This window comes from Acidocella facilis ATCC 35904, assembly GCF_000687875.1.
Lineage (GTDB): Bacteria > Pseudomonadota > Alphaproteobacteria > Acetobacterales > Acetobacteraceae > Acidocella > Acidocella facilis.
Genome location: NZ_JHYG01000009.1, coordinates 14,811 through 28,426 on the forward strand (window position 1 = coordinate 14,811; position 13,616 = coordinate 28,426).

Sequence of the window (13,616 nt, forward strand, 5' to 3'; positions counted from 1 at the left end):
GATTTCAGGCGCTCAGGGAGGCGATCACGCGGTCCAGAAAAGCATCGCAGTGATCGAGCTCGTCCTGGGTGACATATTCATCCGGCTTGTGGGCACGGTCGATGTTGCCCGGCCCGCAGACCACGACAGGTAGGCCAAGCCGCGACTGGAACAATCCGCCTTCCGTGCCGAAGCCGATCTTGCACGGGCTGGTGCCGGCTGCGGCCAGGATCTTTGCCGCGAACGGATCTTTGGGCGAGGTCTCCAGCCCTGGATATTCGTTGGCGATCTCGATTTCGATGCGGCCTTGCGCGCGCCGGGCGATGATCTCCGCCGCCCGGGCGCGCAGCCGGGCAACCAGAGCGTGCGGATCATCCCCGGCGACATTGCGGATTTCGAATTCCACATCGCAGCGCTCCGGCACGATGTTCAGCGCGCTGCCGCCCTTGATGGTGCCGACATGCACGGAGGTGACCGGAAACGGGTAGGCCGCATCGCGCGGGCCGGTGGCGAGGAGCTCGGCCTGAAGTGTCTCGGCCGCGCCGACCATTTCCGCGGCGAGGCCGATGGCGTTGCAGCCCAGCGCCGGGTTGGCGGAATGGGCGGGCTGGCCATGACAGCAGAAGCAGCCGAAAATCTTACCCTTATGCCCAAAGCCAACCTGCTGCGCTGTCGGCTCGCCAATGATACAGCCTTCGGCTTGGAAGTTTTCCGCCTGCAGCCGCTCCAGCAAATCCCGCACGCCAAGGCAGCCGACTTCTTCATCATAGGAAAATGCCAGATGCAGCGGCCGGGTGAGGCGGGTTTTGTCGGCGCGTTCGGCGGCGCTGAGGCAGGCGGCAAGGAAGCCTTTCATGTCGCTGCTGCCACGGCCGAGCAGTTTGCCGTCCTTCGCGGTCAGCGCGAACGGGTCGGTATGCCAGTCCTGGCCGGCTACGGGTACGACATCGCTATGGCCGGACAACACGATGCCGGCCCCGGTCTGTGGCCCGAAGCTCGCCAGCATATTAAGTTTTCCTGGCTTTGCACCGGCCAAAACTTGAACCCGCCCACCAGCCGCGGTGACGATCCCGGCACTCCAGCGGATGAGGTCCTCGTTCGGATCGGCGCTGATGCTGGGGAAGGCGGTGAGGCTGGCAAGATGCGCGGTGGTGCGGGTCATGCCCTACTCCTAGCGTGGGGAGAGGGAGAGGTGAAGTCTGGGATCTGCCTGCGTGGCGGGCGCGATCGGCGTGGGAATGCCCAAAAAACATCCTGATGCACAGAAAAAGGGAGGCTCTTGGTTCGGTTAATTCAATGCGGAAGCCCGCGCGATTCGTGTAAGCTGTGGCTAAGATTAAATAATGGAGTGCACCGCGTGACCGTTCTGTCTCGCCCGCAAGCTGCTTGCGCCGCGACCTCCGGCAATATTTGCCGGCATGGCGCGATGCGATTTCGGCCTGATCTCCGCGCCGCCGCGGCCTACCACCCCCAGCCCTAAGGACAGCAACATGGCCACGGAAGCTCCTGGCAAAGTCGAGCAACATACGATCTACCAAATCCCTCTCGATCAGCGCCACGGTACCTGGCGGGATCTGTTCACCATCTGGTTCGGCTCGAACATCATGATGCTGACGATCATCACCGGCTCGCTGGCATCAGCCGTGTTCAAGCTGGATTTCGCCAGCTCCTGCCTTTCGATCATCATCGGCAATCTGGTCGGCGCGATTTTCATGGCGCTGCACTCGGCGCAGGGCGCGCGGCTTGGCGTGCCGCAGATGGTGCAGACGCGCGGGCAGTTCGGGACCATCGGCGCGGTGCTGGTGGTGGCCATCGTCATTGTCATGTATGTCGGGTTTCTGGCGTCCAATATCGTGCTCGCGGGACAATCCTTGCACACGATCGCGGCGGGAATCGATCAGCGCTGGCTGATCGTGCTGATCGCGGTGATCAGCGTCATCGCGACGATCTTCGGGCACGACCTTATTCACGCCTACGCGCGGGTGATCACCTGGGCATCCGGTCTGGCACTGCTGGTCAGCTTCGCCTGGATCGTGCTGGTGCATGGGCTGCCGGGCAACTTCATGGCGATGAACCATTTCAACCTGGCCGGGTTCTGCAGCATGGTCTCGGTCGGCGCGCTCTGGCAGATCGCCTACGCGCCCTATGTTTCGGATTATAGCCGCTACATGCCGCATGATACGGGTGCGAAGGATGCGTTCTGGGCCTCCTACTGGGGCTGCACGCTCGGCTCGATTTTCCCGATGATCCTGGGGGCGATGCTAGGTCTGGTTGCGGCGAATGGTGATCCGGTCGCGGGGCTCACCAGCTTTACCGGGGCGGTCGCGGTGCCGGTTGTGGTCATTTTTTCCATCGGCATCGCCGGCACCAATGCGATGAACCTGTATTGCGGCGTGCTCTCCACCATCACGCTGGTGCATACATTCGCGCCGGGCTGGAAGCCGGGGGCGGCGGCGCGCACCACCACCGCCATCGCGATCACGTTAGTTGGTCTCGCCATCGCCTTGTTCGCGGCGGGGGCCTTCCTGACCAACTACACCAACTTCATCCTGTTGCTGCTCTATGTGCTGGTGCCCTGGACGGCGATCAATCTGGTGGATTTCTACCTGGTGCGGCATGGGGATTATGATGTCGGGGCGTTTTTCACCGCCGAGGGCGGCATCTATGGGCGCTTCAATAAATCCGCGATCTTCTGCTATATATTGGGGATTCTCATTCAGCTACCGTTTGTCTCGAACGATCTCTATACCGGCCCGGTGGCGAAGGCGCTGGATGGGGTGGATCTCTCCTGGATCGTTGGGCTCTGCGTGATCAGCCCGGTCTATTATGTGATGGCGCGCAAGAGCGCGGCCAGCCTCGTGCCGGCTACCTAAAGGCTGACAAATGGCGGGTTAGATTCAGACGCGCGCCGGGCTTTACCAAAGCCGGCAATATTCGCGGGCGTTTTCAAGGTTCGGCCCGGGCGTTGCGTCCGGGCCAAGCTGTTTCAGAAACCCGTTCGGGGCACTGGGGCGCGGGGTGTCGCCGCAATTGGTATGCACCCAGTCCATTCCCATTCGTCCGTTGCGCAGCCTATAGAGTTTGCCGCACAGCGCCAGCCGCATGCCGGGATGCAGCGCTGAAAGCGGCGCCGGCACCGCCCCGGGGGCCGCATCGTTGCCGGCCGCGAAGACGTTATCCGCGCGAATATCATAGATCTGGCCATCATCGCCGCGCAGCAGGATCTTGCTGTGGGAAAGCGCCACCCCGTCGCGATACGCCCAGGCGCGGACGAAGAACGGGCCATGGGCGATGGTGCCGGTCAGGTACTGGCCTTGCCGCGCCTGGCACTGGCTGGCCTCATCGGCCAAGGCGGCGTTGGCGGCGGCGCAGAGAATGAAGGCGAGGGCCCAGAGCCGCATGGAATGTCTCCCGTTATCCGCATCATTTACCCGGTTGGCCGGTCGGCGGGAAGCGGGCGGGATATTCCAGCTTGCCTTGATAGCCAAGCGCACGGACACGCGCCGTCAGCTTTTCCACCAGCGCCGGGGCGGGATCGGGTGTGCGGGTGAAGAAGGAAAGCAGCGTCATTTGCGGGTTGGCGACGATGAACCAGCTATAATCGGCGGCGTGATCGAGGACCCAGTAGGTGTAGGGGATGGTGAACAGATGCCAGAGCCGGTAGCGCACGAGAAATTTGTTGTTGGCGCCGGGGGACAGAATCGCGACGGTGCCCTGGAAGGATTTTTCCCTGCCCGCCGGCGTGTGCATGCGGCAGGCATCGCGCTCCATCAGCTGGCCCTGGGCATTGGCGAAATAGCTTGTGGTGCCGGCGACGCAGCCATCGGTCAGCTGCATCGGGATGCGGCCGATTTCGTACCAGGTGCCGGTAAACAGGCGCGACATCTCAACCGGTTTCTGCGGTTGCGGCGCGATGATGGGCGCGGGGGTTCCGGCACAGCCTGAGATCAGCAGCAGCAAGGGAATGAGCAGCCATCCGCGCATGGATCGGTCCTTCCGGGTTAAAATCTGTCTACGCAGGCTTTGGCGCGGCGGATCACCTCGGGTCACTGAAGCGGGGCGTGCTTGAGGCGGTGAGCAGTGCAGTGCTCGCGCGTTTCTGCCCTGCCAAAGCGGCCAGCCATGCGGCAAAGGCGCGGAAGGTCGGCTTCATTCTGATCTGGTGCCCAAGGCGAACGTTTAGTGAAAGGATGTTTGTGAAGCTATCTTTGCATGTATCGATAGTAATGATTTCGCATCAACTTCAAGCAAAATGAATCGCGTCGGTAGGCTGAGCGCAGAAAATGAAGTGGCTTTAATCTTTTCGACAGAAAAGTGGGCTGTCAGAAAAGGCTATTGAATTTAACAGCATTTTTTGATTGCTTTAAAAGAGATCCGACCGGATCTGGCCGCAATGCCGTGGCACGTTAGGGTTGACGTTTTTTTTGAATCGACGCGCGGACGTTATAATAAGCTATGATGATACCGTTTTTTAAATCAGGTGCGATTTAGCACATAGATGCTGGATTCGTAACGATAAAGACGTGGGCGGCCGGATTGTTCACCATAAAAAAACCGCGCCGGAAAGGCGCGGTTTGCGGTAAGCCGCCGAGGTCAGGCGGGGGTTAGAATGGGATTTCGTCGTCCAGATCGCCAGTGCTCGGCCGCGTATCCCAGCCGCCGACAGCACGGGCGGGGGATTTCGCGGCCGGGGCGGAGGCGGCGCGCGGCGCGTACTCGTCGCCACCGCCCATGCCACCACTCATGCCACCGCCCATACCCATGCCGCCGCCACCACCGCCGGCACGGTCCAGCAGCACCAGCTCGCCGTTGAAGCGGCCGATCATGATCTCGGTGGTATAGCGCTCCTGGCCGGACTGGTCGGTCCATTTGCGGGTCTGCAGCTTGCCTTCCAGATAGAGCTTGGAGCCCTTCTTCAGGTATTTCTCGGCCACATCCGCCAGACGGTCATTCATGATGACCACGCGGTGCCACTCGGTCAGCTCCTTGCGCTCGCCGCTGGCCTTGTCGTTCCAGCTCTCGGAGGTGGCGACGGCCAGATTGACGACCTTCATGCCGGACTGGGTGTTGCGGATCTCCGGGTCGCGCCCGAGATTGCCCACCAGAATCACCTTGTTCACACTACCAGCCATGTCGCCCTCTACAACTCAAAATTGTCTTCCAGGATAGCGCATCCGCCACGCGGTGGCCAGCGTTGCTTTATACGCGGCGAGACCCTATCTTACAAGAACGTATCACGAACATCCAGGATCGATCATGGCGGAACAGAAGGGTGCCGGCTTCATTACTGTTCGCGGCGCGCGCGAACATAACCTGAAAAATATCGACATCCAGATTCCGCGCGAGCAGCTGACCGTGATCACCGGGCTGTCCGGCTCGGGCAAATCCTCGCTGGCGTTCGATACCATCTATGCCGAGGGGCAGCGGCGCTATGTGGAGAGCCTTTCCGCCTATGCCCGGCAGTTCCTGGAGCTGATGGGCAAGCCGGATGTGGACAGCATCGAGGGGCTCTCCCCGGCCATCTCCATCGAGCAGAAGACCACCTCGAAGAATCCGCGCTCCACCGTCGGCACCGTCACCGAAATCCATGATTATATGCGCCTGCTCTGGGCGCGCGCCGGGGTGCCCTATTCGCCCGCCACCGGCCTGCCGATCGAGGCGCAGACGGTGAGCCAGATGGTGGACCGGGTGATGGCGATGCCGGAGGGTACGCGGCTGTTGCTGCTGGCCCCGGTGATCCGGGGCCGCAAGGGCGAATATAAGAAGGAGCTGGCGGAGTATCAGCGCAAGGGCTTCACCCGTGCCAAGATCGACGGCACCGTCTATGAAATCGCCGAGGCGCCGGCGCTGAAAAAGACGCTGAAACACGATATCGAGATCGTCGTCGACCGGCTGGTGGTGAAGCCCGGGCTGGAGCAGCGCCTGGCGGATAGTTTCGAGACCGCGCTCGGGCTGGCCGATGGCATCGTCTATGCCGAGAACCACGACAATCAGGAGCGCACGGTGTTTTCCTCGCGCTTTGCTTGTCCGGTTTCGGGCTTCACCATCGAGGAGATCGAGCCGCGGCTATTCTCCTTCAACTCGCCGCATGGCGCCTGCCCGGAATGCGATGGGCTGGGGCATGAGATCTATTTCGACCCGCATCTGGTGGTGCCCGATGAGCGCCGGGCGCTGGATGACAATGCCATCGCCCCCTGGGCCAACGCGCAATCGCCCTATTACGACCAGACCATCGCCGCCATCGCCAAGCATTACGGGGTGAAGCTCGGCACCGCCTGGGAGGATGTGCCCGAGGAGGTGCGCGAGGTGTTCCTGTTCGGCTCCGGCAAGGAGGAGATCAAATTCACCTACAAGGACAGCGCGCGCGCCTATAATGTCGTCAAGCCGTTCGAGGGGATCATCAAGAATCTCGACCGGCGCTACAAGGAAACCGATTCCGCCTGGGTGCGTGAGGAGCTTTCCCGCTACCATGCCGAGCGCCCCTGTGCCGCCTGCAACGGCGCGCGGCTGCGCCCCGAGGCGCTGGCGGTGAAGGTGGCTGAGAAAAACCTGGCCGAGGTGGCGGAGCTGTCCATCGACAAGGCGCGGGACTGGTTCGGCAGCGTCGCGGAAACCCTCACCCCGCAGCGCCTGGAAATCGCCCGGCGCATCCTCAAGGAGATCGAGGAGCGGCTGCAATTCCTGCTCGACGTCGGGCTGAATTACCTCACTTTGGCGCGCTCCTCCGCGACGCTCTCGGGCGGGGAGAGCCAGCGCATCCGCCTCGCCTCGCAGATCGGCTCCGGGCTCACCGGCGTGCTCTATGTGCTAGATGAGCCCTCCATCGGGCTGCATCAGCGCGATAATGAGCGGCTGCTGGGCACGCTGGAGCGGCTCAAGCGCCTCGGCAATACCGTGCTGGTGGTGGAGCATGACGAGGATGCGATCCGCGCCGCCGATCATCTGGTGGATATGGGGCCGGAAGCCGGGGTGAAGGGCGGGCATGTGGTGGCGCAGGGCACGCCGGCGGAGGTCGCGGCCAACCCGAAATCCGTCACCGGGGATTATCTCTCCGGCCGGCGCTCGATACCGGTGCCGCCGCGCCGCCCGGTGCAGAAGAACCGCACCATCAAGCTCGTCGGTGCGCGCGGCAATAATCTGAAGGATGTCACCGCGACCTTCCCGCTCGGGCTGTTTACCTGTGTCACCGGCGTTTCCGGCGGCGGCAAATCGACGCTGGTCATCGACACACTCTACAAGGCGCTCTCGCGCCGGCTGATGGGCTCGGGCGAGGTGCCGGCGCCGTTCGAGAAGATCGAGGGCATGGAGCAGCTAGATAAGATCATCGATATCGACCAGTCGCCGATCGGCCGCACCCCGCGCTCCAACCCCGCCACCTATACGGATCTGTTCGCGCCGATCCGCGACTGGTTCGCCGAGATGCCGGAGGCGCGCGCGCGCGGCTACAAGCCGGGGCGGTTCAGCTTCAACGTGAAAGGCGGGCGCTGCGAGGCGTGCCAGGGCGACGGCGTGCTGAAAATCGAGATGCACTTCCTGCCGGATGTGTTCGTCACCTGCGATACCTGCAAGGGCAAGCGCTATAACCGCGAGACGCTGGAGGTGAAGTTCCGCGGCAAATCCATCGCCGATGTGCTGGATATGTCGGTGGATGAGGCGCTGGTGTTCTTCTCCGCGGTGCCGAAGATCCATGACCGGCTCTCGATTCTGGCGCGGGTGGGGCTCGGCTATATCAAGCTCGGCCAGCAGGCGACCACACTTTCAGGCGGTGAGGCGCAGCGTATCAAGCTGGCCAAGGAGCTGGCGCGCCGCGCCACCGGGCGCACGCTCTATATTCTCGATGAGCCAACGACGGGGCTGCATTTCGAGGATATCCGCAAGCTGTTGGAGGTGCTGCACGCGCTGGTGGATGCCGGCAATACCATCATCGTCATCGAGCATAATCTGGAAGTGATCAAAACCGCCGATCATATCATCGATATCGGGCCGGAGGGCGGCTCTGGCGGCGGGCGCGTGATTGCCACCGGCACGCCGGAGGATATCGCCGCGAGTGAAGGCAGCTATACGGGCCGCTTCCTCGCCCCGTTGCTGGCGCCGGCCAAGCCTGTGAAGACGCGCAAGAAGGCGTGAGGCGGTGAACCGGCTCCGCCGCATCGTCGGGGGCTGGCTGGCGAGCTTCCTGACCCAGGAGGTCGAGGCCGCCCCGGCCTTGCCGGTGGATCTGGTGGCGTTGCAGGCGTTGCTGCGCAAGGCGGATGTGATCCTGGTCGAGGGTAATCTGCGCATCAGCGCGGTGATCAAATATCTCACCCAGTCCAGCTGGTCGCATGCGGTGCTGTATGCGGGCGGGGGCATGTGCATCGAGGCGGATGTGCTGCAGGGCGTGCGGCGCTTTCCGCTCTCGGAGCTGGCGCCTTACCATCTGCGCGTCTGCCGGCCGATCAGCCTGACCGAGGCGGATGCGGATATCGTCGTTGCCCACGCGCAGGCCAGGCTGGGCGCGCAATATGATCTGAAGCATGTGGCGGATCTGGCACGCTATATGGTGCCGCTGCCGGTGCCGCGCGCCTGGCGGCGGCGGGCGATCGCGGTCGGCTCCGCCGACCCCAGCCGGGCGATCTGCTCAACCCTGGTGGCGGAGGCGTTTCAGGCGGCGCATTATCCGATCCTGCCCGAGATCCCGTCCTCAGTGCCCCCCGGGGCGGCAGCGGCGAAGGTGCGGGAGATCTATCATATTCACGATACCGGCCTGTTCACCCCGCGCGATTTCGACATCTCGCCGTTTTTCCAGATCATCAAGCCGGATATGCCGCGCATTTTTGACCATCATGATCTGGTCTGGGTGGATTGAAGCGATGGACGCATCTGTTTCGCTGGTTTAACCTTTGGCGCGCATGCAAAAAGCCCTTGCTCCCTTGCCGCCCTTACCCCGCATCGCGATGTTCACCTGGTTCGGCACGCTGATATGTCTGGACACACACTCATCCTCACTGGTGCATCGGGCACCGGACGCACTGGAACCCCAGCATATCGTGCTGGGGCTGGAGCCAACCCCGACCGGGGCCATTCTTTCCGTGGCGCATGCCGAGCGGGCCACCCTCCCCAACCTGCCTTCGACCCTCGCCATTCAGGAGGGGCATTACCAAGGCAGCCTGCTGTTTCATGGTGATGAACTTTTTCTCGTGGCCCGGCCGGATGGCGAGCTGAGCTTTCTCTCCGCTGCAGCCAAGGAATGGGAGCATTTTCTGCCGGTGCCGGCGCGCGATGTTGAGCTGATCCACCGGATCGTGGCGCAATACTGGTCGGTGAATGGCGGTTCGCCGGTCAAGGCGGGGTTTTGCGCCTTCAATCTGTTTTTCGGCGAACATGTGGTGGAGTTGCCCGGCCAGTTGCCGCTGCCACTTCAACAGGACCTGGCCACGCTGGAGCTGCAAGCGCGCGATGGGGTGTTGCGGGCGGTGCCGGTGCCGGGCTGGCGCGGGCGCAAACAGGTCTGGATCCACCCGCATGGAAATATTGGCAACCGGGCGCTGCAATATCTCACCGCTGAGGGAATTGCGCGGCGTGTGGCTGGGGCGGTTGTGACCAATATCCAGCTGCCGATGTGGCAGCGCGAGACGCCGGCGCCACGCCCACCTGCCCGTGAAAGTGCGGGCACGGGAGACGATTATCATCTGGACGTGGCCGGGCTGGCGGCGTGCCTGGATCGTGATGAGGTGGATGCGATCTGTCTGGAGGGGTATTGTTTTCATGTCTCACATTACCCGTCGCGCGCGACCTGCCGGGCCTTGCTGCCGCCTGTTCCGGGGCAGGAGGCCGTGCAGGGATTTGGCCCCGGCCAGCTGGTCTGCAGCGTGCGCGCGAACGAGATCCTGAACGGCGAGTATCCTGGCTATTTTCCGCTGCCTCCGGCCTATTACGCGAAATTACAGGAAGAGAGCGGCCTGGAGCTGGTGTTTTACGGGCAGCTTGGCGAGGATCCTTATAGTGCCGGCTTGCGCGCCGCCTTTCCGCGGGCGCAGTTCGTTGCCGGTACCAGTCCTGGTTATGATTTCGAGGTGCTGCGCCGGTCCGCCAATCTGGCGCTGAGCATTTCGACATTCTCCTGGCTGGCGGCCTGGTTGAGCGAGGCGCAGCGCATCTATGTGCCGGTCGGTGGCATGTTCAGCCCGGTCTTGCAGGTGGGGCAGCTTTATCTGCCCCTGGAGGAGCCGGCGTTTCGCTATGTCTTGCTGCCGCCGGTTACGGCGGTTGGGCTGCGGGCCAATCCCGCGCGGTTTTGGCAAATGCAGGATCTGCTCGGCGCGCAGGCGCGGTTTGCCACGGCGCAGGAATTGCGCGACATGCTCGCCCGGCTGGAGAAACGCAAGCCAGGCCGGATCGAGCTCAAGGATTTTGACGGCACGCGCTATCTGGCGCGCAATGCGGATGCGGCGCTGGATGTGCGGGAGGGGCGCGGCACGGCTTTGGCGCATTACCTGGCCATCGGTGCGCGCCGGGAGCATGTGATACAAAATTTCGATCCGCTATTTTATGCGCGGACCTACCCGGATGCGTCCGAAGCGGTGGCGTTGGGGCATTATGACAGCCTGCTGGCCCATTTCCGCGATCTGGGGGCCGCGCTTGGATATCAGCCGGCCGCTTGACGCTGTTCCCGTGCCGGAGGCAAACGCCGCTCACTTCACCTGCGGGGCGGGTTGACCGGTGGGGGCGGGGGCTGGTCTGGGCGGCTCGCCATAGACGCTGGCGGCGCGTTTGAGGAAGGCGTTGACCATCATCTGCACCGCCTCGGTGAACACCGCGCCGATGGCCTTCTGCAGGATGATGTTGCGGAATTCGAAATCGACGAAGAAATCCACCGCGCAGCCCTCCGGGTGCGGGGCGAAATCCCAGCGATTATGCAGATATTTGAACGGGCCGTTCTCATATTCCACGCGGATGGCGCAGGGCCCCTCGCCCGAGCCCGGCAACAACGTGACGCGGGAGGTGAAGCTCTCCCGGAACGGGCCGAAGCCGATGGTCAAATCCGCGATCATCAGGTTGTTCACATGGCTGCGGATCCGCGCCCCCACGCACCAGGGCAGGAATTTCGGATATTTGGCCACGTCCGCCACCAGCGCGTAGAGCTGCTGGGGCGTGTAGGGGACGATTTTCTGCTGCGCGAACTTGGTCATGCGGGGGCGTGCTCAGCCCGCCAGCTGCTTGGCCCGGGCGGCGCGCAGCTGCTCGAAATCCGCATCGGCATGATAGGAGGAGCGGGTGAGGGGGGTGGCTGAGACCTGCAGGAAGCCCTTGGCGCGGGCCATGCCGGCCAGCTCCTCGAACTCCTCGGGCGTCCAGAATTTCTCCACCGCGGCATGCTTCACCGTGGGCTGCAGATATTGCCCGATGGTGAGGAAATCCACATCGGCGATGCGCAGATCATCCATCACCTGGGAAATCTCGGATTTGCTCTCGCCCAGCCCGACCATGAGGCCGGATTTGGTGAAGATCGACGGATCGAGCTGCTTCACCTGGTCGAGCAGGCGGATGGATTGATAATAGCGCGCGCCGGGCCGGATGGTCGGGTAGAGGCGGGGCACGGTCTCGAAATTATGGTTGAACACGTCCGGCCTGGCGGCGGTGACCATTGCGATGGCGCCGGGCTTGCGCAGGAAATCCGGGGTGAGGATTTCGATGGTGGTGGCGGGGGCGGCGTCGCGCACGGCGGCGATGACGGCGGCGAAATGCGCCGCCCCGCCATCGGGCACATCGTCACGGTCGACCGAGGTGATCACCACATGGCGCAGCCCGAGCTGGGCGACGGCCTCGGCGACGCGGCGCGGCTCATCGGCGTCCAGCGCGTTCGGCAGGCCGGTGGAGACATTGCAGAAGGAGCAGGCGCGGGTGCAGATCTCGCCCATGATCATCATCGTGGCGTGGCGCTGGGACCAGCATTCGCCGATATTCGGGCAGGCCGCTTCCTCGCACACGGTGGTCAGCTTCTTGTCGCGCATCAAGGCGCGGGTCTCGTGATAGACCGGGTGGGTCGGCGCCTTGACGCGGATCCAGTCAGGCTTGCGGGCGATCGGATTGTCTTTCCGGTGCTGCTTTTCCGGATGCCGGACCCGGTGGTCGATCTCGATACGTGTGGCCATGATTCCACTTATCCCTAAAAGAAACGCCCCCTGCAAAGGGGGCGCTACCGAGAGCCGGATGTCTCCATCCGGCTCGCTTTATCACATTGCGGGAGCGCCGCGCTGGTCTAGAAGTGGATGACCCGGCCGTAAGCGTCAAGCACGGATTCGTGCATGGCTTCCGAGACGGTGGGGTGCGGGAACACCGTTTCCATCAGCTCGGCCTCGGTGCTTTCCAGCTGGCGGGCGATGACATAGCCCTGGATCATCTCCGTCACTTCCGGCCCGACCATATGGGCGCCGAGCAATTCGCCGGTCTTGGCGTCGAAGATGGTTTTCACCAGCCCGTCCGGCTCGCCCAGGGCAATCGCCTTGCCATTGCCGATCAGCGGGAAGCGGCCAACCTTGACCTCATGCCCGGCTTCCTTGGCCTTGGCTTCGGTGAGGCCGACACTGGCCACCTGCGGGTGCGCATAGGTGCAGCCGGGGATGTTGCCGGTCTCGAACGGGTGCGGGTTGAGCCCGGCGATTTTCTCGACGCAGACGATCGCCTCGTGGCTCGCCTTGTGCGCCAGCCAGGGCGGGCCGGCGAGATCGCCAATGGCATAGACGCCCGGCTCGCCGGTATTGCCATAGCCATCCACCACCACATGGGTGCGATCGACCTTCGCTTTGGTGCCTTCCAGACCGATATTTTCGACATTGCCGACAATGCCGACCGCCGAGATCACTTTCTCGACCTCGAAGATCTGTTCCTTGCCGCCGGCCTCGACCGTGACCTTGACGGATTTCGCCCCCTTCTCGGCCTTCTTGACCACGGCGGAGGTCAGGATCTTGATCCCCTGCTTCTCGAACTGCTTGCGGGCGATGGCTGAGATTTCGGCGTCTTCCACCGGCATGATGCGGTCGACCATCTCCACCACGGTCACATCCACGCCCAGCGTGTTGTAGAAGCTGGCGAATTCGATGCCAATCGCCCCGGAACCCATGATCAGCAGGGATTTCGGCAGGGTTTCCGGCACCATCGCCTCGAAATAGGAGATGATCTGCTTGCCATCGACCTCAAGGCCCGGGATCTGCCGGGGACGGGCGCCGGTGGCCAGGATGATGTGCGGGGCTTCCAGCTCGGCCACCGGCTTGCCATCCTTGGTCACGGAGAGCTTGCCCTTGCCGGCGAGCTTGCCATAGCCGTCATAGACGGTGACCTTGTTTTTCTTCATCAGATGGCCGATGCCGCCCGAGAGCTGCTTGGAGACAGCGCGCGAGCGGGCCACCACCTTGGCCAGATCCACCTTCACATCGCCAACGGTGATGCCGAACGCTTCGGAATGGTCGATCAGATGCTTCACCTCGGCCGAGCGCAGCAGCGCCTTGGTCGGGATGCAGCCCCAGTTGAGGCAGATGCCGCCCAGATGCTTGGCCTCGACCAGTGCCACTTTCAGCTTCAGCTGCGCGGCGCGAATGGCGGCGACATAGCCGCCCGGGCCACCGCCGACCACGATAACGTCGAATTTGTCAGCCATT

11 protein-coding genes are annotated in these 13,616 nt (G+C 63.1%); 4 read left to right on the forward strand and 7 right to left on the reverse strand.

The window, feature by feature from the left end:
* Window positions 1-4: 4 nt before the first annotated feature.
* A complete protein-coding gene (argE, locus tag T331_RS0112445) occupies window positions 5-1,141 on the reverse strand; it encodes an acetylornithine deacetylase (RefSeq protein ID WP_026440255.1) in 1,137 nt (378 codons plus the stop codon).
* A gap of 328 nt (window positions 1,142-1,469) precedes the next feature.
* On the opposite strand from argE, the gene T331_RS0112450 reads away from it, so the two are divergent.
* Complete coding sequence (locus tag T331_RS0112450; protein ID WP_026440256.1) at window positions 1,470-2,852, forward strand: purine-cytosine permease family protein; 1,383 nt, start codon at window positions 1,470-1,472, stop codon at window positions 2,850-2,852.
* A gap of 42 nt (window positions 2,853-2,894) precedes the next feature.
* Here T331_RS0112450 and T331_RS0112455 read toward each other — a convergent pair whose 3' ends face one another.
* The 3 genes from T331_RS0112455 to ssb all read right to left on the reverse strand — a co-directional run bounded on the left by T331_RS0112455 (window position 2,895) and on the right by ssb (window position 5,111).
* A complete protein-coding gene (locus tag T331_RS0112455; protein ID WP_051622356.1) occupies window positions 2,895-3,380 on the reverse strand; it encodes a hypothetical protein in 486 nt (161 codons plus the stop codon).
* A 22-nt stretch (window positions 3,381-3,402) separates the two neighbouring features.
* Window positions 3,403-3,963: a lipocalin family protein gene (locus tag T331_RS0112460; RefSeq protein WP_035180095.1), complete on the reverse strand. Its 561-nt coding sequence runs from the start codon at window positions 3,961-3,963 to the stop codon at window positions 3,403-3,405.
* 620 nt (window positions 3,964-4,583) lie between these two features.
* Window positions 4,584-5,111: a single-stranded DNA-binding protein gene (gene ssb, locus T331_RS0112465; RefSeq protein WP_026440259.1), complete on the reverse strand. Its 528-nt coding sequence runs from the start codon at window positions 5,109-5,111 to the stop codon at window positions 4,584-4,586.
* Window positions 5,112-5,235: 124 nt separating this feature from the next.
* On the opposite strand from ssb, the gene uvrA reads away from it, so the two are divergent.
* The 3 genes from uvrA to T331_RS0112480 all read left to right on the forward strand — a co-directional run bounded on the left by uvrA (window position 5,236) and on the right by T331_RS0112480 (window position 10,622).
* Complete coding sequence (uvrA, locus tag T331_RS0112470) at window positions 5,236-8,106, forward strand: excinuclease ABC subunit UvrA (protein WP_026440260.1); 2,871 nt, start codon at window positions 5,236-5,238, stop codon at window positions 8,104-8,106.
* A gap of 4 nt (window positions 8,107-8,110) precedes the next feature.
* On the forward strand, window positions 8,111-8,827 hold the full coding sequence (locus T331_RS0112475; RefSeq protein WP_026440261.1) for a C40 family peptidase: 717 nt from the start codon (window positions 8,111-8,113) through the stop codon (window positions 8,825-8,827).
* Window positions 8,828-8,891: 64 nt separating this feature from the next.
* Window positions 8,892-10,622 carry a hypothetical protein gene (locus tag T331_RS0112480; protein WP_035180097.1) on the forward strand — a complete coding sequence of 577 codons (1,731 nt, stop codon included), beginning with the start codon at window positions 8,892-8,894 and terminating at the stop codon, window positions 10,620-10,622.
* Window positions 10,623-10,652: 30 nt separating this feature from the next.
* On the opposite strand, the gene T331_RS0112485 is transcribed toward T331_RS0112480, so the two are convergent.
* The 3 genes from T331_RS0112485 to lpdA all read right to left on the reverse strand — a co-directional run bounded on the left by T331_RS0112485 (window position 10,653) and on the right by lpdA (window position 13,615).
* Window positions 10,653-11,150 carry a type II toxin-antitoxin system RatA family toxin gene (locus T331_RS0112485; RefSeq protein ID WP_008492262.1) on the reverse strand — a complete coding sequence of 166 codons (498 nt, stop codon included), beginning with the start codon at window positions 11,148-11,150 and terminating at the stop codon, window positions 10,653-10,655.
* 12 nt (window positions 11,151-11,162) lie between these two features.
* On the reverse strand, window positions 11,163-12,113 hold the full coding sequence (gene lipA, locus T331_RS0112490; protein WP_008492263.1) for a lipoyl synthase: 951 nt from the start codon (window positions 12,111-12,113) through the stop codon (window positions 11,163-11,165).
* Window positions 12,114-12,220: 107 nt separating this feature from the next.
* The gene (gene lpdA, locus T331_RS0112495; RefSeq protein ID WP_026440263.1) at window positions 12,221-13,615 is read right to left on the reverse strand and encodes a dihydrolipoyl dehydrogenase; all 1,395 of its coding nucleotides are present in this window, start codon (window positions 13,613-13,615) and stop codon (window positions 12,221-12,223) included.
* Window position 13,616: the final 1 nt, after the last annotated feature.

Bases quoted from the DNA above. Each gene is read 5' to 3' on its own strand.
- lpdA (WP_026440263.1), bottom strand. From the start codon at position 13,615: ATGGCTGACAAATTCGACGTTATCGTGGTCGGCGGTGGCCCGGGCGGC.
- T331_RS0112455 (WP_051622356.1), bottom strand. From the start codon at position 3,380: ATGCGGCTCTGGGCCCTCGCCTTCATTCTCTGCGCCGCCGCCAACGCC.
- argE (WP_026440255.1), bottom strand. From the start codon at position 1,141: ATGACCCGCACCACCGCGCATCTTGCCAGCCTCACCGCCTTCCCCAGC.
- ssb (WP_026440259.1), bottom strand. From the start codon at position 5,111: ATGGCTGGTAGTGTGAACAAGGTGATTCTGGTGGGCAATCTCGGGCGC.
- T331_RS0112460 (WP_035180095.1), bottom strand. From the start codon at position 3,963: ATGCGCGGATGGCTGCTCATTCCCTTGCTGCTGCTGATCTCAGGCTGT.
- T331_RS0112485 (WP_008492262.1), bottom strand. From the start codon at position 11,150: ATGACCAAGTTCGCGCAGCAGAAAATCGTCCCCTACACGCCCCAGCAG.
- lipA (WP_008492263.1), bottom strand. From the start codon at position 12,113: ATGGCCACACGTATCGAGATCGACCACCGGGTCCGGCATCCGGAAAAG.
- T331_RS0112450 (WP_026440256.1), top strand. From the start codon at position 1,470: ATGGCCACGGAAGCTCCTGGCAAAGTCGAGCAACATACGATCTACCAA.
- uvrA (WP_026440260.1), top strand. From the start codon at position 5,236: ATGGCGGAACAGAAGGGTGCCGGCTTCATTACTGTTCGCGGCGCGCGC.